Below are 20284 nucleotides of genomic sequence, written 5' to 3' on the forward strand. Positions count from 1 at the left end.
CGAAGGGAAACAGCGTGGACAGGACAATGGAGTCTCGGGTCGCGCCACCGGCGCGGCCGGTGTCGGAGTCGACGGTTGAGTCGGCCGCGCTGCGGGCCGAGGACGTGACGATCCGGTACGGCGACGTGACGGCGGTCGACCGGCTGTCCCTGACCGTCGGCCGGGGCGAGTTCACGGCGTTGCTCGGCCCGTCGGGGTGCGGCAAGACGACGTTCCTGCGGGCCATCGCCGGCCTCAACCAGCTGTCCGCCGGCAGCATCGCGATCGCCGGCCGGCCGATGGCGGACGGGCGGCTGCACGTGCCGCCGGAGCGGCGGCCACTCAACATGGTCTTCCAGTCCTACGCCATCTGGCCACACCTGTCCGTGCGGGCGAACGTCGGCTACGGCGTGCGCGGTCAGGGGATTCGGGGCCGGGAGCTGAAGGACCGCGTCGACGAGACCCTCGCGGCGGTCGGCCTGCTGCACTACGCCGACCGGTACGGCACCGAGCTCAGCGGCGGCCAGCAGCAACGCGTCGCGGTCGCGCGGGCGCTGGCGACCCGCCCGTTCCTGATGCTGTACGACGAGCCGCTGAGCAACCTCGACGCCGGCCTCCGGGAACAGGTCCGGGAGCAGATCGTCGACCTGCACCACAGGTTCGACACGACGACCATCTACGTCACGCACGACCAGGCCGAGGCGCTGTCGATGGCCGACCGGGTGGTCCTGATGAACGCCGGGCGGATCGAACAGGAATCCGACCCCCGGTCGCTCTACCACCGGCCGGAGTCGGAGTTCGCCGCGCGGTTCGTCGGGCAGATCAACGCGCTGCCGGCGACAGTGGCCGAGGTCGGCGAGGACTTCACCGACGTCGCACTGCTCGACCAGCCGGGCCGGACCCTGCGCCTGCGGGGCTCGCGACGGCCGAGGACGCCGGGTGCGGCCGGGCAGGCCGTCGTCCGGCCGGAGTACTTCGAGGTGACGACGGGCGGCGACGCCTCGGACGACACGCGGAACGTCTTCGTCGGCGAGGTGACGCGGGCGGCCTTCATCGGTTCGCGGATCCAGTGCGTGGTCGCCACCGGGGCCGTCGACCTCGCGGTGGAGGTCAGCGGTGTCCGGGAGATCCGGCAGGGCGACCGCGTCTCGGTGCGCGTCGACCCGGCCAGGATCATCTGGATCGACGAGCAGCCGAGCGAGGAACGATGAACACGCCGCTGTCGCGATCCAGGGCGCCGTGGCGGTTGCGGTCGGTGCTGCTCGTCGTCGGCCTCGGGCTGTTCGTCGGCTCGCCGATCCTGGCGATGTTCTACGGCGCGGTGCGGCCGGCGTCGCTGACCGCACCGCCGCTGGAGTTCACGTTCGACGCGCTCGCCGACGTGTACCTGTCGGGCGAGGTCTGGCTGTCCCTGCTCGGCACCGTGGGCATCGCGCTCGCGGTCGCGCTGATCGCGACCCTGGCCGGCGGCGTGCTGGCGTGGCTCACCGCGCGCACCGACGTCCCCGGCAAGGGCGTGATCGAGCTGCTCGTGCTGGCGCCGCTGTTCACCTCCCCGTTCGTGGCGGCGATCGCCTGGTACGCCCTGGCCGCACCGCGCTCCGGGCTGCTCAACCTCGCGCTCGCCGAGGTGTTCGGAGCCAACGGTCCGGTACTGAACGTCACGTCGGCGGTCGGGATCGTCTGGGTGCTGGCGCTGGTGTCGATGCCGTACGCGTACGTGTTCATCTCGAGTTCGCTGCGGAACATGGATCCCGCGTTGGAGGCGGCGTCCTATGTCAACGGGGTCGGCACCGTGCGCACGATCACGCGGGTGACGCTGCCGCTCGCGACCCCGGCGATCGGCTCGTCGGTCATGTTCATCACGATCTTCTCGGCCGGGATCTTCTCGGTGCCCGGGGTGCTCGGGCGGCAGCTCGGGTTCGACCCGCTGCCGGTGCTCATCTACCGCTCGGTCTCGCAGTTCCGCGCCGACTTCGCCGAGGCCGCTGCGCTGGCCACGCTGCTGTTCCTGCTCAGTGCCGCGTTCCTCTACGCCTACCGGCGGCTCACCCGGCTGGAGCAGCGGTTCGTCACCGTGTCCGGCAAGGGGTTCCAGCCCCGGCTGCTGCCGCTTGGCCGGCTGAAGCCGTGGGTGCTCGGCGGGATCACCGGCTACGCGGTGGTCTGCGTCGCGCTGCCGCTGCTCGCGCTGGTCATCGCGGCGCTGTCGCCGTTCGCCTCCCGGGACTTCGCCAGTATCGAGCTGAGCACCGCGGACATGGTGGCGGTGCTGGCCGACCCGGCGGTGCACGGGGCCGCGGTGAACACGCTCATCGCGGTCGTCGTCTCCGCGCTCGCGTGTGTGGCGATCTCGCTGGTCAGTGTGTTCGTCGCCCGGGTCAGGGGGCGCGGGGTCACGTCGTCGCTGCTGGACTACGTGAACAGCTTTCCGCTGGCCGTGCCGGGCATCGTGCTCGCGGCCGGGCTGGTCTGGGTCTACATCGGGTCGCCGCTCTACGCGACGCTGGCGCTGATGATCATCGCGTACGTGATCTCGCACGTGCCCCACTCGTACCGGCTGATCCACAACGGTGCGCTGCAGGTGTCCCGGGAGCTCGAGGAGGCCTCGGCGGTGAACGGCGTGGGCCGGACGCGCACGGCGATGCGGATCACGACGCCGCTGCTGCTGCCGTCGATCTACGCGTCGGTCGTCATGGTGACGATCTTCGTGATCCGCGAGGTGAACTCGGTGATCCTGCTCTACACGCCGGGTACCCGGGTGTTGTCGGTGCTGACCTGGGACTACATCGCCGACGGGAACCTGTCGCGGGCCGCGAGCCTCGGGTTGCTCCAGACCGCGTTCCTGGTGGCGGTGCTGGTGGTCGCCCGGCTCGTGTTCCGGGTGAACCTGACCAGCGCGTACCGGTGACTACTCCTGGCAGGTGGCGCCGCGCAGGGCTCGCACCTTGCTCTCGTAGGTCCGTTCGCTCGTGGTGGCCTGGATCTGGAAGCAGTACTGCTGGCCCGGCTCGACCTCGACGGTCATGGAGGTCACGCTGCCGACGAGGTCGACCTTCGGCTCCGACTTCCCCTCCTCGGCGATGACGACCGCGTAGGTCATCGTGTGCGAGCCGGTCCAGTTGAGCTCCACATGGTCGACCAGGTCGGTCGGCTCGGCGAGTTCCACGACGACGTCGCTGGACGCGGCGTCGGTCGAGGCGGGTTCGCGGGCGGTGACCTCCAGGCCCTCCGGCTCGCTGCGCAGGGCCATCACCAGGACGAAGCCGAGTACGAGGAGGAGCAGGCCGGCGCCGGCGACCAGGTCGTAGCGCAGCTTCCGGTGGTCCGTCTCGGTGGGCGTGGAGACGGCCCAGGGGTCGGGCGGCGCGGCGACGGGATGCCCGACCCGGACGAACGGCTCCGAGTGCGCGGGCCCCTCGACCACGACCGGCCGCGGCTCGAAGGGGTCCTCGGCGGGTGCCTGCGGTGGCGTCGGCCCGGCCGTTGGTTCGGATGCCTGCGGCGTCGGCCGGGCCGGTGGTTCGGCTGCTTCCGGTTCGGGTGCTTCCGGCGGCGTCGAGGCCGGCGGTTCGGACGTCTCCGGCAACGTTGTCTGGGCCGGCGGTTCGAGTGGCTCCGGCGGCGTCGGCTGGGCCGGTGGTTCGGGCGCCTTCAGCGATGTCGGCAGGGCCTGCGTTTCAGGTGCCTCCGGGGTCGCCTGGGCCGGCGGTTCGGGTGCCTCCGGCGGCGTCAGGTGGGTCGACGGTTCGGGTGGGTCGGCGGGGGCCTGGGGCGCGGGTGCGCTGTGGGTGACCGACACCGATCGGACGCGTTCCCTGCGGAGGGCACGGAGTTGGGCGGCCTGGTCGGGTGCTTCCGCCGGCTGTTCCGGCGACCAGTGGACGTCGTCACCTTCGTCCGGAGCCGACTTCGGTGGCTCGACGACAGGAGCCGGGGGCTTGGGGGTCGGAGTCGGAGCAAGGGGAACCGACAGCGAGAACCGTGGAGCCGATGCCGGCGACTGCGAAACCTCGGGCGGCGGCGAGGAAACCTCGGCCGGAGGCGGAGACACCTGGGCCGGAGGCGCCGAAGCCTGGGCCGGAGACGGCGAAGCCTGGGCCGGAGACGGGGAAACCGGCGCGGGCGGCGGGGAAACCGGCGCGGGCGGCGGGAAGACCGGCGCGGGCGGCGGGAAGACCGGCGCGGACGGCGGGGGCGGAGACACCTGCGCCGGAGGCGGCGGCACCTGGAGCGTGGCCCGCGGCGGAGACGAAGAGGGGTGTGGCGGAACCGGGGGCGAACCCGCGGGCGGAGACACCTGAACCGGCGGCGGTGGAACCGGCAGCGGTATCGGCGCCGAACCGGCGCGCGGGGGAACTGGAGTCTGAGTGACCCGAGCCGGTGGTGGATAGGCCGGCGGCGGCGCGGCGGGGTAGCCGCCGCCCCTGGGGGCTACCGCGAAGTCGTCGAAATCGTCGAAGTCGTCGGAGAGGTAGGGGGTGGGCTGGGGCGGAGGGGGTTGCTGGAGCGGGCGGGACGGCGCGGGCGGCGGTGGTGGCGGTGGCGGGAGTTGCGGGCCGTCGAAGTCGTCGAAGTCGTCGGTGGCGGGGCGGGGTGGGGCGTCGGGGAGCATGTCGGCCAGTTGGTCGGCGACGGCTCGGGTGTCCTCGGGGCGGCGGGTCGGGTCGGTCGCGAGCAGGCGGGCGACCAGGGTGGACAGGCCAACCGGGACGTTCGGGGCGTTGATCGCCGGTACCGGTTCGCCGAGGATGCGCAGGACGCGTTCGCCGGGTTGCTCGCCGAGCCGGCCGGGGTGGGGGGAGCGGCCGCTCAGGGCGTAGTGCAGGACCGCGCCGAGGCCGTACAGGTCGGTGCTCGGGTTCAGCTCGCCGGTGCGCAGCGTCTCCGGCGGCAGGAACTCGATGGCGTACAACGGATCCCGGGCGAACGCGTGGCGCAGCGTCACGCCGAAGTCCGCCAGCACCGGCTCACCGGTGCGGCGGAACAGGATGTTGTGCGGGGAGATACCACCGTGCACCACGCCGGACTCGTGCGCGGTGGCCAGCGCGAGCGCCACCGCGCGGCCCAGCACCACGACGTCGGGGTGCGGCAGCTGACCGACGCGGTCCACCAGGGCCGCGAGCGACTGGGTGCACAGCTCCATCCGCACCGCTAGCTCGCCGGTGTCCAGCTCGTCCACGCCGTCCACCGGCAGGATCGAGCTGACCCCGCGCACGGCCGACAGCTTCGCCTGTTCCTTGTTGTACGCGGTCAGGGTGCGCTTGTCCGGCCGCTTCGGGAAGACCTTCCACGCGACCGGGACCCCGGCCCGCTGCCCCGAGTAGACGGTCGCCACCGGGCCGTCGCCGATGCGGTTCAGCTCAGCGCTGTTGATCGTCGCCATTACTCCCGCCGCGCCAGGTCGAGGTACGCACAGCTGTTCACCAGCAACGGTCGCAAATCGGCCAGCAGTCCGTCCAGTACCTCGGTGGTGCCGGACGGCTCGTTGAGGTCGGCCGCCACCTTCGCCCGCACCTCGCAGGTGTGCCACATGCTCGGCGCGACGTGCCCCCACTGCCACAGCTCGTAGCTGCCGGCCGGGACCACCGCCACCGGCTCGTCCAGCTGGGGGAACCCGAGCGCGTAGTCGTCCGGGTCCGCCTCCGAGTTGCCGAGGCCGACGAGCATGGGGGCCAACCGGTACGTCTCGACGAACGCCACCGCCTCCGCCCCACCGGCGACCGGCACCAGGGCGAGCAGCCCCTTCTCCACCAGCTCGTCGAGGTGCCGGCGAACGTCGGTCAGCTCGGACTCCTCGGCCAGGCGCAGCAGGTCGTCGGTGGTCCACACCGGCGAACCGTCGACCGGCGCACCGTGCGCGAGCACCCAGACGCCGAACTCGTCCTGGGTGAGCGTGCGGTGCTCGACGCCGACGCGCAGCACCTGCACCTCCTCCGGGTGCCGCTCGCCGACGTAGTGGCCGATCGGAAACACCAGGTGGCTCATGGCAAACCCTCGATCCGCACGTCCAGGCAGGTCACGCGGCCGGCGAGCAGGTGGGGCAGCACGCTGATCGCGCCGGCCAGCATCCGCTCCGGGTCGGTCTGCTCCGGTTCGGTCGCCCCGGCCCGCCTGGCGGACTCGGCCGCCTCCTCGCAGGCCGACCACAGGTCCGGCGACAGGTTGGCCCACTGCCACAGGTCGTACATCGCACCGGTCATCACGGCCATCGGCTGGTAGAGCAGCCCGACCGAGAACATCCACGGGTACTCGGCGCTGTTGCCCAGCCCCAGCGCGAGCGGCAGCAGCCGGTGGCCCTCGGCGAACTCCCGCGCCGACTCGGCGGTGGTCAGCAACCGGTCGCGGACGAGGTCGGCGACGACCTCCGCGCCGTGCTCGGCCCGCAGGTCGTCCTCGGTGACCGAGGGCACCGAGCCGTCCTCGGCCGGCGTCCCGTGCGCCGCCGTCCACGCGGCGAAGCGCGCCGGGTCGAGGTCGAAGACCTCGGCGCCGACCCGGACCTGCTGCACGGGTGCGGTCACGCCGTCCCCGACGTGGAAGGCCCCCAGGTCGTGCCCGACCGGGAGGACCCGCGTGCCGCTCTCCACCCCCGCCACCTCCTGTCCTGTCCGCTAGCTGCCGAACCGGTACCGGCGCCGTCCTTGTCGGGTCATCGTAAAACCGCCCGCCGAGGTGGCGGGCCGGTCGGCAGGTTGCTGCCGCCGGACGAGCCCCGTCAGGAAGACCGCCCATGAACACGACAGGCCTGGTCCGGGTGACCGTCGCGGCGCCCGCCAGACGAATCGACCTCGCCCTGCCCGAGCGCTCCCCGCTCGCGGAGCTGCTGCCCGGCCTGCTCCGCCACGCCGGCGAGAACCTCGCCGACGCGGGCGCCCGCTCCGGCGGCTGGGTGCTGCGCCGGCCGGACGGCACGGTGCTCGAACCCGCGCGCCCGCTGGCCGCGCAACGCGTTCGCGACGGCGAGATCCTGCACCTCACCCACGCGCACGTCGACTGGCCGGAGCTGGAGTACGACGACCTGGTGGACGCGATCGCCACCGGTTCGGCCCGTACCGGCGCCACCTGGGGCCCCCGGCACACCCGCGCCGCCGGCCTCACGCTCGGCGCGCTCGCGGTGCTGCTGTGCCTGGTGGCCGTGCTGCGGACGGGCGCGCCGTGGAGCGGGCCCGGCTGGTGGTCGCTCGGGCTGGCGGCGCTGCTGCTCGCCGGCGCGGTTCTGCTGGCCAGGGCGGCCGGTGACACCGGGGCGGCCGCGGTCGCCGGCGGCGTCGCGCTGCCGTTCGCGTTCACCGGCGGCGCGCTGGTGTTTGCCGGGGAACGGGCGCTGACCGACCTCGGCGCCGCACACCTGCTGGCCGCGTGCGCCGCGCTGCTGCTCGCCGCCATGATCGCGTTGTTCGGCATCGTGGACCGCGCGGCGCTGTTCGTCGGCGCCGGCACCGTCGGGGTGCTCGGGATCGTCGGCGGCTGGCTCACCACGCTCGACTCCCTGGAGGCCTACGAGACCGCGGCGCTGCTCGCCGGGTTCGGGCTCGCGTTCTCGCCGGTGCTCGCGCCGTTGTCGATCCGGCTGTCCAGGGTGCCCATGCCGGTGCTGCCCCGGGACGCCGTCGACCTGCTGCGGGACGAGCCGCAGCCGCCGCGCACCGCGGTGTACGCGGCGGTGCTGCGCGCGGACAGCCTGCTCACCGGAATGGTGACCGGGCTCGCCCTGGTCGTGGTGGCCTGTCACCTGTGGCTGATCACCAGCACCAGCGAGGCCGGGCTCATCCTGGTGATCGTCCTGACCCTCGGCTTCCTGCTCCGCGCCCGGCTGTACCCGATCCTGCGGCAGCGGGTGGCGGTGCTGGGCGCCGGGCTCGCCGGGGCGCTGTGCCTGGTGCTCGGGCCGCTGATGGCCGACCGGGCGGAGCTGCTCGCGATCACCGGGCCGTGCCTGCTGCTCGCCGGGGTGGCGATCGCGCTGCTCGGCGTCGTGCACAGCCGGCAGGAGGCGAGTCCGTACCTCGGTCGGTACGCCGAGATCCTGGAGGTGCTGCTGGTGCTGGCGATCGTGCCGATCATGTGCTCGGTGCTCGGCCTCTACGGCTACGTGCGCGGACTGGCGGGCTGACCCATGGCATCGAAGCGCGACCAGCTGCACGCCTACCAGTTCCTGGTCCAACGGGTGGTCTCGGCGTTGGTGAGCAGGGAGAGCGACCCGGAGCAGCCGCCGTTCCGCAGGCCGAGCAACGCGGCGTTCGGCGGCATCGCGATCGCCATCGTCGCGCTCGCCGGGGTCGGGGTGTACGGGTTGATCAACCCGGGCGGCAACGACTCATGGCGCGACGGCAAGTCGGTCATCGTCGAGGAGGAGACCGGAACCCGGTACATCTACCTGGAGGAACGGCTGCACCCGGTGGCGAACTACGCCTCGGCGCTGCTGGCCATCGGCGACCACGCGGAGACCCTCAGCGTGTCGCGCGACTCGCTCGCGGGGGTGCCGCGAGGGCCTCGGATCGGCATCCCGGACGCGCCGGACGCGCTGCCCGGGACCGGGCAGCTGCTCACCGACCCGTGGACGCTCTGCTCGCAGCCGACTCCCGACGCGACCGGCACGACCGTGCCGCTGTCCGTGCTCATGGTGGGCCAGCCGGCGGCGGGCGGGCAGCGGCTCGCCGACCGGGCCGTGCTCGCGGAGGTGCCGGAGACCGGTGAGCTGTACCTGGTGCTGAACGGCTACCGACACCTGATCAGCAAACCGGACGCGGTGGTCATCGGGTCGGCGCTGCGGGCGACCGCGCCGATCCGGGTCGGCCCGGCGGTCATCGAGGCGATCCCGCTCGGCCGGCCGCTCGCGCCGATCCCGGTGGAACGGATGGGCCAGCCGACGAACGTGCTGGGGCCGAAGTCGGACGTCCGCGCCGGGCAGCTGTTCGAGGTGCCGACGTCGGACGGCGTGCAGTACTACCTCGCCGAGGTCGACCAGCTGCGGCCGATCACCGAGCTGCAGTACGAGATCCAGCGCGGCTACCGGGAAACCGCCGCCGCCTACCCGGGCGCCGAACCGACCGCGCGGCCGCTCGGCCCGATCGAGGCGAACGCCGCGCCCCAGGCGCGGAAGGACCCGCCGAAGGAGGGCGATCCGCCCACGACCCGGCCGGAGTTCGGGTCCGGGGACGACACCGCCACCCTGTGTCTGACCTTCGAGTCCGGCTCGGACGTGCCTCGGCTGACCCTGGAACCGGCGATGCCGGCGATCGACCCGATGTCGGCGACGCCGCAGCGGACCGAACGAGGTGCCGCGCTCGCGGACCGGGTGCTGGTGCCGGCGGGACACGCGGTTGTCGTGGAGGCGGTGCCGTCGATGGACGCCCCGAGGGGCACGCTGCTGGTCGTCACCGACCAGGGCCTCGCCTACCCGTTGGCCCAGGCCGAGGTGCTCGAGGTGCTCGGTTACGGCGGTGTGGAACCGGTCCGCATGCCGTCCGGCCTGGTCACCAGGATTCCCATCGGTCCCGGGCTGAGCCACGACGCCGCGCTGCGCCGCTGACCCGGCGAACGCGAAAGCCGGGCCCCGGGGATCTCGCCCCGAGGCCCGGCTTTCGCAGTGGGTGGATCAGCCGTACAGGCGACGGGACTCAGCCGAGGGGGCGGTGCTCTCCCCGACCTGCCACAGGTCCTCGTCCAGGATGTCCCCGCCCGCGGGAAGCTCCGCTTCGGGAACCGATGCGGGCGCGGCCGGGACACCGGTCGAGAACCGGGTGTCGGGCTGGGTGTCGGAGCGGCCGGCGAGCATGGCCGGGAGTCCGGGCGTGCTGTCGTCCCGGCGCCGACCACGGTTCGTGGTGGGGATCTTGGCGGCGCCGGAGCCGGGCGGGTTCCCGCCCTGCCCGGCGGCACCGGCGGCACCCATACCGCCCATGGGCGGCGGCATCATCGGCGGCATGCCGCCCATACCGCGACCGGAGCTGGCCGCCGTGGTGCCGTTCGGTGGCGCGACCGGCGCGTTCCGGGCCGGAGCCGGGTTGTCCGGGCCGACGACGGGCCCGGCGGCGTTCAGCCGCGACCCACCGCCCGCGCCGCCACCACCGCCGACGCCGCCACCAACGCCACCGCCACCGCCAACGCCACCACCGATGCCGCCCAGCCCGCCGAACCTGCCGACCGGCGGGATGGCGCCGCCACCGACCGGTGGGATGGCGCTGCCACCCGGCGGCGGCAGGGTCGGCGGCGTGCCCGGTGGGATGTTCGGCGGGAGGTTCGGCGGGGGCAGCGTGCTGCCGGGCGGCGGGATCGTCGCCCCGCCGCCGAGGCCACCGCTCAGCTCGGGCATGCCGGCGGGAGGAATCGTGGCACCCCCACCACCGGCGCCGCCGCCACCAGCGGCACCACCGCCAGCACCACCGCCAGCACCACCGGCAGCACCACCGGCAGCGCCGCCTGGCGGCTGCTGTGCCTGCTCACCGCCGGGAGCACCGCCTGGCGCACCCCCGGGAGCCCCGCCGGGTGCGCCGCCGGGTGCACCACCGGGAGCGCCGCCAGGGGCGCCGCCGGGGCCACCACCCGGTGCGCCACCGGGGCCACCGCCAGGAGCACCGCCGGGGCCGCCAGGGGCCGCGCTGTTCGGTGTCGGGCCCGCCGGGCCGCCGGGGCCGCCCTGGTCGTTGACGCCGGTCCACGGCACCTTCGCGTCGGCCTTCTCGACCGCGTCACCGGCGACCATGTACAGGTCGCCGAGCGCCGTCATGTAGTACGCCGCCTCGCGGCTGTAGAAGTCCTCGATCTGCTGCGGCGTGGTCGCGTTGACGGCCGGCTGGATGTGCGACTGGAGCACCACGTAGGGGGTGCCGACGCCGCCGGCCGCGTTCACCGCGTCCTGGATCTCCGCGAGCTTCGCCAGCGCCTTGTTCCGCGCGGCCACCATCTCACCCACCGCGAAGGCGGTCTTCGGGATCTGCCCGGCCACCGCTCGCAGGGCCGCGGGGGCGCCGCTGCCCTGGATGGCGTCGCGCCACTGCATCATCGTCTTGTGGCTCTCGCGGGAGCGGGCGACGAACGCCTCGCCGTCGACGCCGCCGTAGGCCGCCTCCGCCCGGTTCGTGGCGTTCTGGAAGGTGTCGGCGGTCGTGCCAAGCTCGGCGCCGACCTGCTCCCACATCGTGGCCTTGCCCTCCAACACCGACGCGTTGTTCCGCTCCGCCGCGGCGATGTCGTACTGCTGGTCCACGGGCATCGTGGAGTAGTCCGTGAGTGCCATGTCCGCTACTCCTGCTCGAACGCTTCGGCGTCGATGCTCATCTCGTCGGGAACGCCCACCGGCCGCTCACCGGGGCTGGCGTTGGCCACGTCGAACGCCCGGACGTCGTACTCGGCGTCGGTCAGGTAGTTGATCTCGCCGGCCATGGACTGGTCGGCGCTCACGTACAGGTTCGTCGCGTGGTGTGCGGTGTTCGTGTACGCCTGCAGGCCGGTGTTGCACTCCGGCACGTACTGGCCGAGGGACTGGGAGGCGATGTGGTCCTTCTGGGAGAAGTACTGCCCCTCGGCCATCTGGCTCTGCAGCGCAGACAACTGCGGCGGCGTGACGCCCCCACCTGCCTGGTAGCCGGCCATCTCGCCGGTCTGCATGTAGAGCATGCCGCTCATCGGCGCACCTCCTGGTCCTCGTCGAGGAACTCGACGGTGGCCGGCGCGTCGTGCCCGGCCGAGGTCCGCTGCCGCACGGCGGCCGCGAACGGGTCGGGCACCCCGGCCTTGCCGGACAGCATCGCGGGCAAACCGGGGGTCGGGGTGTCCTCGTCGTCCGGCCGGCGGACCGGCCGGCGGGCGAGACCGGCGCCGATGCCGGCGTCGGTCGCCGAACCGCCTGCCCCGAGCGCGGCGGCGCCCATCATCGGCATCATCGGCGGCACGGCGCCCACCCCGGCCGTGCCGGTCACCGCGGCCGGAGCCGGCGTCGCCAGCGGCTGCGGGATCACCGGTGCGGCGGCCGCCGCCGGTGCGGTCAACGGGCTGACCGGGGGCGCGGCGACCGGGATGGCCGTCGGCCCGATCCGCGCCGGGGGCACACTCGGCATCCGGACCGCACCACCACCACGGGCGGCACCACGGGCGACCGCGGCGCCGACGACCGGCGCGATCGGCACCCCGGCCGGCCCGGCGGTCGCCGGGGGTGCGACCGGCGGCGCGGCGGGCGGGGGCGAGACCGGCGGCATGGCCGCCGGCGCGAGGCCACCGCCACCGCTGAGCTCCGGCGACATCGACTCCACGACGGGCGCTTCCTCGGCGTCCACACCGGACTCCCCGGACTCGCCCGCAGAGTCCACACCGGACTCACCGCCGGTGGCCGACAGCTCCGCGCCGGCCGCGCCCTTGGCGAACAGGGAGGTGAGGGCCGCGTTGTCCGCGCCGGGCGGAAGCGCACCGCCACCGCCGGCGAAGGAGCCCGACTGCGCGGTTGCGCCGACGCCGCCACCCTGGATGCCCTGCCACTGGGTGCCGCTGCCGGCCGCCGCCACCTTCTCGCCGGCCGCCGCGTAGTCCTTGGCCAGCTTGTTCATGATCGCGCCGGCCGCCTGCTGCAGTTGGAGCAGGATCGCCTGGATCGCCCCGCCGACGAGCGGGTTGGACGCGAGCGGCTTGAGCTGGTCGGCGATCTTCTTGAACCGCAGCACGGTTTCGTGGGTCGGCGGGATCGCGCCGGCGACCGCCTCGAGGTCCGGACTCGGGTTGTTGCCGTTGACGTTCTGGTCCCAGGTGGTCAACGTCCGCTGGCTGGCCTCGGCGCTCTCGAGCCAGCGCTCGCCGACCTGGTCCTGCCAGTCCGGGGCGAGATTCCTGGTGGAACTGCCGAAGCTCTGCGCGGCCGAGCTGAGCGAGCTGCCGGCCTGCGTCCACATGGCGGCCTTCTGCGACAGCAGCGCCGCGCTCGGCAGCTCCGAGGCGATGTGGGCGAGCTGGGTCTCCAGGTCGATCTTGGTGTAGTCCAGCACCTCAGGCCTCCGTCTCGGCGATGCTGTTGATGCCACTGGCGTTGGCGTCCTCCGTGGAGGCGTACGCCGCACCGGTGCCGTTGACGCTGTCCTGGTACGTCCGCACGCCCTGGTTCGCGTCGGCCAGGTACCGGACCAGGTTCTGTTCGCCGGTCTGGTCCTTGGACGTGAAGTCGACCTGCTGCGCCATGATCCCCGAGACCGGGCCGGCCGCCCGCACCGTCTCGGGACCCACGGGCCGGTAGGCCAGCATCGAGCTCGTTCGCCCGTGAATCCTGTCCGTCATCGTTCCTCCCTGCTCGACTGCAACCGGCTACGAGCCACTACTCCGGACGGGGCGTCCAGGCCAGCTGCACCATCTTCGGATTGCCCCTACGGGTGATGACCTTGGCCCGGCCGGGGGGCAGCGGCTCGGCCCGGTACCCGCTCAGCAGCGGGCCCTCGTCCTTGGTGCCGGACATCAACATGCCGATCGCACCGACGTCCCGGAGGCGGTTGAGGAACGGCTCGTACAGACCCCGCCCGGCGCCGCCGAACCGGCGGGTGACGATGACGTGCAGTCCGATGTCCCGGCCCTGCGCGATGTACTCCATGATCGGCATCATCGGGTTCTCCTCCATGGTGAGAACCAGGTCGTAGTCGTCGACCAGGACGAAGATCTCCGGGCCGTTCCACCAGTTCCGCCCGCGCAGCTGCTCGGGGGTGACGTCCTTGCCGGGCAGCCGCTCCTTCATCGCGTCCGCCAGCACCTGCATGTAGCCGCCGGTCATCCTGGTGTCGGTGCCATAGCCGAGCAGGTGGTCCTTCGACACCTCGCCGAGCAGGGACCGGCGGTGGTCGATCATGATGATCCGCGCCTGCTCGGGGGTGTAGGTGTCGGTGATCCGCTTCGCCATGGAGCGGATGAACGTCGTCTTGCCGCAGTCGACGTCCCCGATCAGCACCACGTGCGCGTCGTTCGCGAAGTCGAACCGCACCGGCGCGAGGTCCTCCTCGGCGATGCCGACCGTGAGGGCGAGCTTCTCCGGGTCGTCGCTGGGCAGGGCGATGTCGGGCAGCCGTCCCGGCAGCATCCGCACCGGCGGCGCCGGCTCACCCGGCCAGGCCTGCCCGATCCTCGCGACGAGGTCGGCGACCCCCGAGGACAGGTCGTCGGCGGTGCCCCGCCCGTCGATCCGGGGCAGCGCGGTGAGGATCTGGTGCTTGCTCTGGCCGAGTCCCCGACCGGGGGAGCGCTCGGGGACGCGGAGCGCGCCCTGGCGGTCGATCATGGTGTCGATCGGGTCGCCGAGGCGCAGCTCGACCTTGCTGCCGAACAGGTCACGCACCTGCATCCGCAGGTCGAACGAGCGCGCGACGGTGCCGATCAGGTGCACGCCGTACGCCAGACCGCGAGCCGCGATGGTGGAGACGATCTCCTCCTGGTCGTCGAAGTCCTTGCGCAGCGTCAGCCAGCCGTCGATCACCAGGAACACGTCGCCGTGCGGGTCGTCGACGGTGCCGTTGGCCCGCATCGCCCGGTAGCTGGGCATGCCGTCGATGTCCAGCTCGGCGAAGCGGCGCTCCCGCTCGGTCAGGATCGTCGCGACCTCGGCGATCGTCCGGCGTACCGCGCCGACGTTCTGCCGGCCGGCCACGCCGCCGACGTGCGGCAGGTCCCGGATCGAGGCGAGCGAGCCGCCGCCGAAGTCCAGGCAGTAGAACTGGACCTCCCTCGGCGTGTGGGTGACCGCCATGCCGGCGATCAGCGACCGCACGGCGGTGCTCTTGCCGGACTGCGGCCCGCCGACGACGACGGCGTGCCCGGAGCCACTGGCGAGGTCGAGCACCAGCGGGTCGCGCCGCTGGTCGAGCGGGCGGTCCACCACGCCGAACACCGCGCTCAGCCGGCCGACGAAGGTGTCGTCCTTCGGCCGCAGCCCGCGCTCGGGATCCACCACCAGCTCGCCGAACAGCTGGTCGATCGTGGGGGGCTCGTCCAGCGGCGGCAGCCAGACCTGGTGCGCGGGCGTGCCCCGGCCGGCGAACCTGGCCACCAGGATGTCCATCAGGCTCTCGCCGACCGCGTCGTCGTCGACCTCGTCCGGCACCGTCTCCACCGGCTTCTCCTCCTCCTCGACGTCCGGGGCGACGTAGGCGGTGGAGTACACGTTGAGGCCGACGGGTTCCTGGTCGCCGGTCGCGGCCGGGCCCGGCTGGTCGGCGCGGTGCACCCCGGACACGTACGCCGAGCGGAAGCGGACCATCGGCTCGTCGCCGAAGCGGAGGAAGCCGTGGCCGGGGCGGGAGGGCAGGGAGAACGCGTCCGAGACACCGAGCACGGACCGGCTGTCCATCTCGGAGAACGTGCGCAGGCCGATCCGGTAGGACAGGTGCGCGTCCAGTCCGCGCAGCCTGCCCTCGTCGAGCCGCTGGCTGGCCAGCAGCAGGTGCACGCCGAGCGCGCGGCCGATCCGGCCGATCTGGACGAAGATGTCGATGAAGTCGGGCCGGGCCGACAGCAGCTCGGAGAACTCGTCGCACACCACGAACAGCGTGGGCACCTCGGGCAGCGGCGCGCCGGCCGCCCGGGCCTTCTCGTAGTCGCGGAGGGAGGAGTAGTTGCCGGCCGCGCGCAGCAGCTCCTGGCGGCGGAGCAGCTCGCCGTTGATCGCGTCCGCCATGCGGTCGACCAGCGGCAGCTCGTCGGCGAGGTTGGTGATCACCGCGCTGGTGTGCGGGAGCTTGTCCAGGGTGGCGAACGTGGCGCCGCCCTTGAAGTCGATCAGCGCGAAGTTCAGCGAGTTCGGCGGGTGGGTGACCGCGAGCGCGAGCACGAGCGTGCGCAGCAGCTCGCTCTTGCCGGAGCCGGTCGCGCCGATCAGCAGGCCGTGCGGGCCCATGCCGTCCTGCGCGGACTCCTTCAGGTCGAGCTCGATCGTGGTCCCGTCCGGGCGGATGCCGAACTTGACCCGCAGCCGGTCCCGTCGGGGGCGCGGTACCCACGTGTCGGTCGGGTCGAACGCGTACGGGTCGCCCAGCTCGAGCAGCTCCTCCAGCCCCAGCTCCGCGCTCAGCGGCGTCTCGCCCTTGGCGCCCTCGGTCAGGCGCAGCGGCGCGAGCTGGCGGGCGAGCGCCTCCGCGGCGACCGTCGACAGCGAGTCGGCGCGGCCGAGCGCGATGTCCCCGTCGGCGGTCGTACTCGTCAGCGCGCCGTCCTCGGCGACGGACAGGACCATCGCGTACCGGTCCGGCCCGCGCGGCGGCTCGTGGGTCAGGTCGATCAGCGTGGCGCCCTCGACGCCCGCGCCGCTCGCCAGGTGGTCCGAGCCGGCGATCTCGCCGCCGTCGAGCACGACCACCAGGTGCGCCCCGGGCACCCGGGCGGCGGCGCCCTCCGGGTCGAACCGCGGCCGGTTGGCCAGCACGTCGTCCAGCATCGCCTCGAGCATCCCGATCGTCGGGGCGACCAGGCGGATCGACCCGAGCGCGTCGGTGCGCTCGGGGTGCACGGCGTGCGGCAGCCACTTGACCCACTCCCAGTCGCCGCGCCGCTCATCGCTCACGCAGATCGCGATCCGCAGGTCGTCGGGGGCCTGGAGGGTGACGAGCTGGGCGATCATCGCCCGCACGAGCCCCCTGGCCCGTTCGTCACCGCGGATGTGGATCCGGCTGAACCCGTTCACGGCCATGGCGAGCGGCAGGTCCGGGACCGACGAGTAGGTGGTGAGGAACCGGCGCAGCGCGAGCGCCGAGAGGGGCTCCAGTTGCTCGAGCGGCTTGGTGTCCGGCGCGATCAGCCTGGTGGCCAGGCTCTGCGGGCCGAGCCCGACCCGGGTGACGCCGAAGTCCGCGTCGCCGCGGCGCCGCTCCCACAGCCGGTAGCTGCCGGCGACCGACCACAGCGTGTGCGGGTCGGGGTGCAGGTACCACAGCGCGGTGCGCTGCCGCCGGACCGTCCGCCCGACCCGGACCCGGTGCTGGGCGAGCCCGCGCAGGTACAGCCGGCGCGCGGTGCCCATCTCCCGCTTGCTCGGCCCGCCGCCCTGCAGGAACGCCACGCCCACCATGGCGAGCATGGCCAGACCGAACAGGCCGAAGGTGATGTAGCGGATGGTGCCGTACGCGCTGCCCTGCCCGAAGCTGCCGCTGAACAGCAGCACCATGGCCCCCATCATCAGGACCATCGGCAGGACCATCAGCACCTGCGTCCACTGCCGCCCGCGCGGCACCGGGATCTCCGGCGGCGCCTCCAGCAGCAGCTCACCGGCCGGCATGTCCGGTGCCGGCCGTCGCAGCGGCCGGCGCACCACCAGCGTTCCCACGCTCGCGACCTCCTCGCAGTAGGGTTGCGACGATGGTCGACGATCGCGGCCGGGTGCGGCGTGGACGTGGCAGGAACGTGCCGCCGGTCCACCTGACCTGCTGAAAGCTCCTTACTGTCGGCAACGCCGCGACGTAGCGGTGCACGTAACCACGTGGCGAAAAGAGGAGCAGGCGAATGAACCAAAACCTGTTGCATGGTGACCTCGCCATGATGCAGGCCGCCCTGAGCCGCAGTACCGACATCCACAGTTCGGCGGCCGCCGGCCAGTCGGCCACGCTGGCCGGGCACGAGGACCTCGCGCCCAGCTGGATCGGCCGGGCCGGTACCGCGTCCCTGACCCAGGGGCACAACCACGACGAGATCATGAACGTGACGAGCCGGGGACACGACGAGCTCAACGTCGCCAACGGGCAGGTGATCGTGAACTACGACACCGCCGAGCTGGACAGCGTCGGGTTCCTGAACGCGATCAACACGTAACTCGGCGAATCAGAGAGAGGAGGATCCACATGAACGACTTGATCATGGCGCGTTTCGCCGAGATCGACAGCGGCGCCACCCACCTGGCCTCCAGGATGGGCGAGCGCAGGGACCTGGCCGACGAGAACCTCGGTCAGCTGCGTGCCCTGCACGGCGACGGGCACACCGACGCCGTCGGCGCGGCGATGATGGCCGACGAGGAGCGGAACTACGCCCTCCACATGGCCGACGTCGAGCGCGGCCAGCGCCACGAGCAGGCCATGCGGGCGAGCAACGACTGCTACATGGACACCCAGCAGCGGTGCCTGAGCATGTACGGCGGCGGCTGATCCGAACCGCTGACGCGACAAGGACAACGGCTCCGGGAACGTGCGCCCGTTCCCGGAGCCGTCGTCGTTCCTGGGTCCCGTTCGGACTTTAGCGGCGGTGCCGTTCCGCGGCGGGCGCGGGGAACAGGAAGATCTGGTCGGGCGGCTCCTGCCGGGTCGGTGTGGCCGGCGGCAGGGCGGCCCGGCCGGCGTACCAGCGGCGCCGCCTGCCCCGGGGCAGGAACCATCCGAGCACCCCGGCCACGGCGATGGCGAGCACCACCAGGCCGGCGCCGATCTTCACCTCGGCGCTCGTGTCGGCCCACCAGTCCGCCTCGCGCATCGCCGCGTGGTCCGGCGGCGGCTCCACCACGGGCGGCACCATCAGCGGGGCGGCGTCGGTGAGGTCCTCGGTCACGGCTCGGTAGGGGTTGACGATCCCGGCGCCGTAGGTCTCGCTGTCCCGCCCGCCGGGGGCCGGGTCGGCGGTGGCGAGGATGCGCGCGGCGACCTCGGGCGCGGTCAGTTTCGGCCACGCGGACCGGACCAGCGCCGCGACCCCCGTGACGAACGGCGTCGCGAAGCTGGTGCCGGCCCAGAAGTTGTGCCCGCCGACCCTGGTGGCGGCCAGCACGTCCTCGCCGGGCGCCATGATGTCCACGTACGTGCCGGTCTGCGAGCCGTTGGCCCGCTCCCCGGTGATGGTCAACGAGCCGACCCCGAGCACGCCGTCGTACTGGGCCGGGAAGGACGCGATGTTCCCGTTGTCCGCCCGGTTGCCGACCGCGGCGACCACGAGCACGTCCTTGGACTGCGCGTAGGCGACCGCGTTGCCGATCGCGCGGTAGTTCCCGTGCCCGGACAGGGACAGGTTGATCACCTTGGCGCCGTGGTCGGCGGCGTACCGGATGCCCTGACCGACCGCCTCGGGGTTGATCGGCGTCGGTTGGCCGTCGTCGGACAGCTCCCGGTCGGTGATCCGCACCGGCAGGATGCGCGCGTCCGGGGCGACGCCGCGGAAGCCGATCCCCGGCGCCGGGGACGCGGCGATGATGGAGGCGGCCGCGGTGCCGTGCGAGACGCAGTCGAAGTTCCCCGGCAGGTCCCCGACGTGGAAGAAGTCCTGGCCGCGGAGCACCTTGCCGCGCAGCTGCGGGTGGTCGGCGTCGACGCCGGAGTCGACGACGGCGACCGTGACGCCCGCACCCGTGCTGTGCGGCCAGGTGCGGTCCAGGTCGAGCAGCTGCTGCGCCCACGGCAGCTCGGTGACCGGCTCACGAGCCGGGTCCGGGGTGCCCTGGCAGGCGCCCGGGGGCGGGGCCGCCGCGGCGGGAGTGCCTCCGGCGAGCACCGCGGCCGCGACGGCGGACACGACCACGGCGGAGGCGACGAGACGGCTCATGGTCTCGGATCATCCGGCCGTTCCTGGCGCGCGGGAGGCGTACTGGCCGGAACCGGTCACCGCGGTGTGCACGCCGCTCCACCCGGTCATGCTGACCAGCATGGACACGGTGTCGGACGTGGTTCGCGGGAACCTCGCCGAGTACGAACGGCTCGCCGAGCACGTGCGGGCCATGTGCGACAACATCGACGACGTCCGCGGCACCGCCCACTCCGACGACGAGTTCGTCACCGCCGTCGTCGGCGGGCGGGGTGAGCTGCTCGAGCTGGAGCTCGACACCCGGGTCTTCCGCGACCAGGACGCCGAGGGGCTCGCGGCGGCGATCGTCGGCACCGTGCGGAAGGCCGCGGCGGAGGCGGAGCGGGAGGCGACCCGGTTCGCCGAGCGGCTGGTGCCCCCGCACGCACGCGGCGACGACTTCGACTCCCGGTACGGCCCGGTACTGCACCTGCTCGACGACAAGTCGAAACCTGGGAGCGGCGATGACTGAAGGCGTCAACGTCGACGGCGCGGGGATGGACATGCGCCCGAGCGCGGTCAGCGCGATCGTGGCGACCCTCGCCGAGGCCGCGACGGCACTGCGTCAGGCGTGGGTCGGCAAGCTCGGCGAGATCGCCGCACTGGACAGCCAGCTCGGCAACGGCCCTCTCGGCCGGCAGTTCGCCGCGCAGTACAACGCCTCGGTGAAGCAGCTCGTCGAAGCGGTGGACGAGCTGGGCCGGCGTCTCCAGCAGTTGGTCGACTTCGGCAGCTACGCGGTCAACGAGTACGTCGCCGCGGAGCAGGCCAACGCGCAACGGCTCAACAACTTGTAGCCGGACACTCCGATGGG

At 73.0% G+C, this 20284-nt stretch carries 17 protein-coding genes; 8 read left to right on the top strand and 9 right to left on the bottom strand.

Annotation, left to right across the window (positions count from 1 at the left end):
- Positions 1-26: 26 nt before the first annotated feature.
- Together JT362_RS22660 and JT362_RS22665 are read left to right on the top strand one after the other, a co-directional pair.
- Positions 27-1190, top strand: coding sequence for an ABC transporter ATP-binding protein (locus tag JT362_RS22660; protein ID WP_260193618.1), 1164 nt, complete (start codon positions 27-29; stop codon positions 1188-1190).
- Positions 1187-2890, top strand: coding sequence for an ABC transporter permease (locus JT362_RS22665; protein WP_260193619.1), 1704 nt, complete (start codon positions 1187-1189; stop codon positions 2888-2890). Before JT362_RS22660 ends, JT362_RS22665 begins: the two co-directional genes overlap by 4 nt.
- Here the strand turns inward: JT362_RS22665 and JT362_RS22670 are convergent, their stop codons facing one another.
- The 3 genes from JT362_RS22670 to JT362_RS22680 are packed head-to-tail and all read right to left on the bottom strand — an operon-like array spanning position 2891 to position 6569.
- A complete protein-coding gene (locus JT362_RS22670; RefSeq protein WP_260193620.1) occupies positions 2891-5365 on the bottom strand; it encodes a protein kinase domain-containing protein in 2475 nt (824 codons plus the stop codon). It abuts the gene before it with no gap.
- Positions 5365-5967 carry a hypothetical protein gene (locus JT362_RS22675; RefSeq protein ID WP_260193621.1) on the bottom strand — a complete coding sequence of 201 codons (603 nt, stop codon included), beginning with the start codon at positions 5965-5967 and terminating at the stop codon, positions 5365-5367. Before JT362_RS22675 ends, JT362_RS22670 begins: the two co-directional genes overlap by 1 nt.
- Positions 5964-6569 (bottom strand): hypothetical protein, encoded by a 606-nt coding sequence (locus tag JT362_RS22680; RefSeq protein ID WP_260193622.1) that lies wholly within the window; start codon positions 6567-6569, stop codon positions 5964-5966. Before JT362_RS22680 ends, JT362_RS22675 begins: the two co-directional genes overlap by 4 nt.
- 143 nt (positions 6570-6712) lie before the next feature.
- Between JT362_RS22680 and eccD the strand changes: the two genes are divergently transcribed.
- On the top strand, positions 6713-8095 hold the full coding sequence (gene eccD, locus JT362_RS22685; protein ID WP_260193623.1) for a type VII secretion integral membrane protein EccD: 1383 nt from the start codon (positions 6713-6715) through the stop codon (positions 8093-8095).
- 3 nt (positions 8096-8098) lie between these two features.
- Positions 8099-9514, top strand: coding sequence for a type VII secretion protein EccB (gene eccB / locus JT362_RS22690; protein ID WP_260193624.1), 1416 nt, complete (start codon positions 8099-8101; stop codon positions 9512-9514).
- Positions 9515-9580: 66 nt separating this feature from the next.
- Here eccB and JT362_RS22695 read toward each other — a convergent pair whose 3' ends face one another.
- From JT362_RS22695 to eccCa, 5 genes are read right to left on the bottom strand one after another with little or no spacing between them, the layout of a single operon-like run.
- Positions 9581-11221 carry a hypothetical protein gene (locus tag JT362_RS22695; protein ID WP_260193625.1) on the bottom strand — a complete coding sequence of 547 codons (1641 nt, stop codon included), beginning with the start codon at positions 11219-11221 and terminating at the stop codon, positions 9581-9583.
- A 5-nt stretch (positions 11222-11226) separates the two neighbouring features.
- Positions 11227-11610: a hypothetical protein gene (locus tag JT362_RS22700; protein ID WP_260193626.1), complete on the bottom strand. Its 384-nt coding sequence runs from the start codon at positions 11608-11610 to the stop codon at positions 11227-11229.
- Positions 11607-12956, bottom strand: a complete 1350-nt coding sequence (locus tag JT362_RS22705) for a hypothetical protein (RefSeq protein ID WP_260193627.1) — start codon at positions 12954-12956, stop codon at positions 11607-11609. The genes JT362_RS22700 and JT362_RS22705 overlap by 4 nt, the downstream gene beginning before the upstream one ends.
- Before the next feature lies 1 nt (position 12957).
- Positions 12958-13242, bottom strand: a complete 285-nt coding sequence (locus JT362_RS22710; protein WP_260193628.1) for a hypothetical protein — start codon at positions 13240-13242, stop codon at positions 12958-12960.
- A 37-nt stretch (positions 13243-13279) separates the two neighbouring features.
- Positions 13280-17260: a type VII secretion protein EccCa gene (gene eccCa / locus JT362_RS22715; RefSeq protein ID WP_260193630.1), complete on the bottom strand. Its 3981-nt coding sequence runs from the start codon at positions 17258-17260 to the stop codon at positions 13280-13282.
- Between the two features lie 176 nt (positions 17261-17436).
- On the opposite strand from eccCa, the gene JT362_RS22720 reads away from it, so the two are divergent.
- Both JT362_RS22720 and JT362_RS22725 read left to right on the top strand, forming a co-directional pair.
- The gene (locus JT362_RS22720) at positions 17437-17742 is read left to right on the top strand and encodes a hypothetical protein (RefSeq protein ID WP_260193631.1); all 306 of its coding nucleotides are present in this window, start codon (positions 17437-17439) and stop codon (positions 17740-17742) included.
- Between the two features lie 29 nt (positions 17743-17771).
- The gene (locus JT362_RS22725; protein WP_260193632.1) at positions 17772-18071 is read left to right on the top strand and encodes a hypothetical protein; all 300 of its coding nucleotides are present in this window, start codon (positions 17772-17774) and stop codon (positions 18069-18071) included.
- An 88-nt stretch (positions 18072-18159) separates the two neighbouring features.
- On the opposite strand, the gene mycP is transcribed toward JT362_RS22725, so the two are convergent.
- Positions 18160-19452 (bottom strand): type VII secretion-associated serine protease mycosin, encoded by a 1293-nt coding sequence (gene mycP, locus JT362_RS22730; RefSeq protein ID WP_260193633.1) that lies wholly within the window; start codon positions 19450-19452, stop codon positions 18160-18162.
- On the opposite strand from mycP, the gene JT362_RS22735 reads away from it, so the two are divergent.
- Both JT362_RS22735 and JT362_RS22740 read left to right on the top strand, forming a co-directional pair.
- Positions 19451-19942, top strand: coding sequence for a YbaB/EbfC family nucleoid-associated protein (locus tag JT362_RS22735; RefSeq protein ID WP_260193634.1), 492 nt, complete (start codon positions 19451-19453; stop codon positions 19940-19942). The two genes, mycP and JT362_RS22735, sit on opposite strands and share 2 nt — an antisense overlap.
- Entirely contained in the window at positions 19935-20267 is a 333-nt protein-coding gene (locus JT362_RS22740) for a hypothetical protein (RefSeq protein ID WP_260193635.1), read from the top strand. The genes JT362_RS22735 and JT362_RS22740 overlap by 8 nt, the downstream gene beginning before the upstream one ends.
- Positions 20268-20284 lie beyond the last annotated feature (17 nt).

Origin of the sequence: Actinophytocola gossypii, assembly GCF_025165815.1 — a bacterium.
Taxonomy (GTDB): Bacteria; Actinomycetota; Actinomycetes; order Mycobacteriales; family Pseudonocardiaceae; genus Actinophytocola; species Actinophytocola gossypii.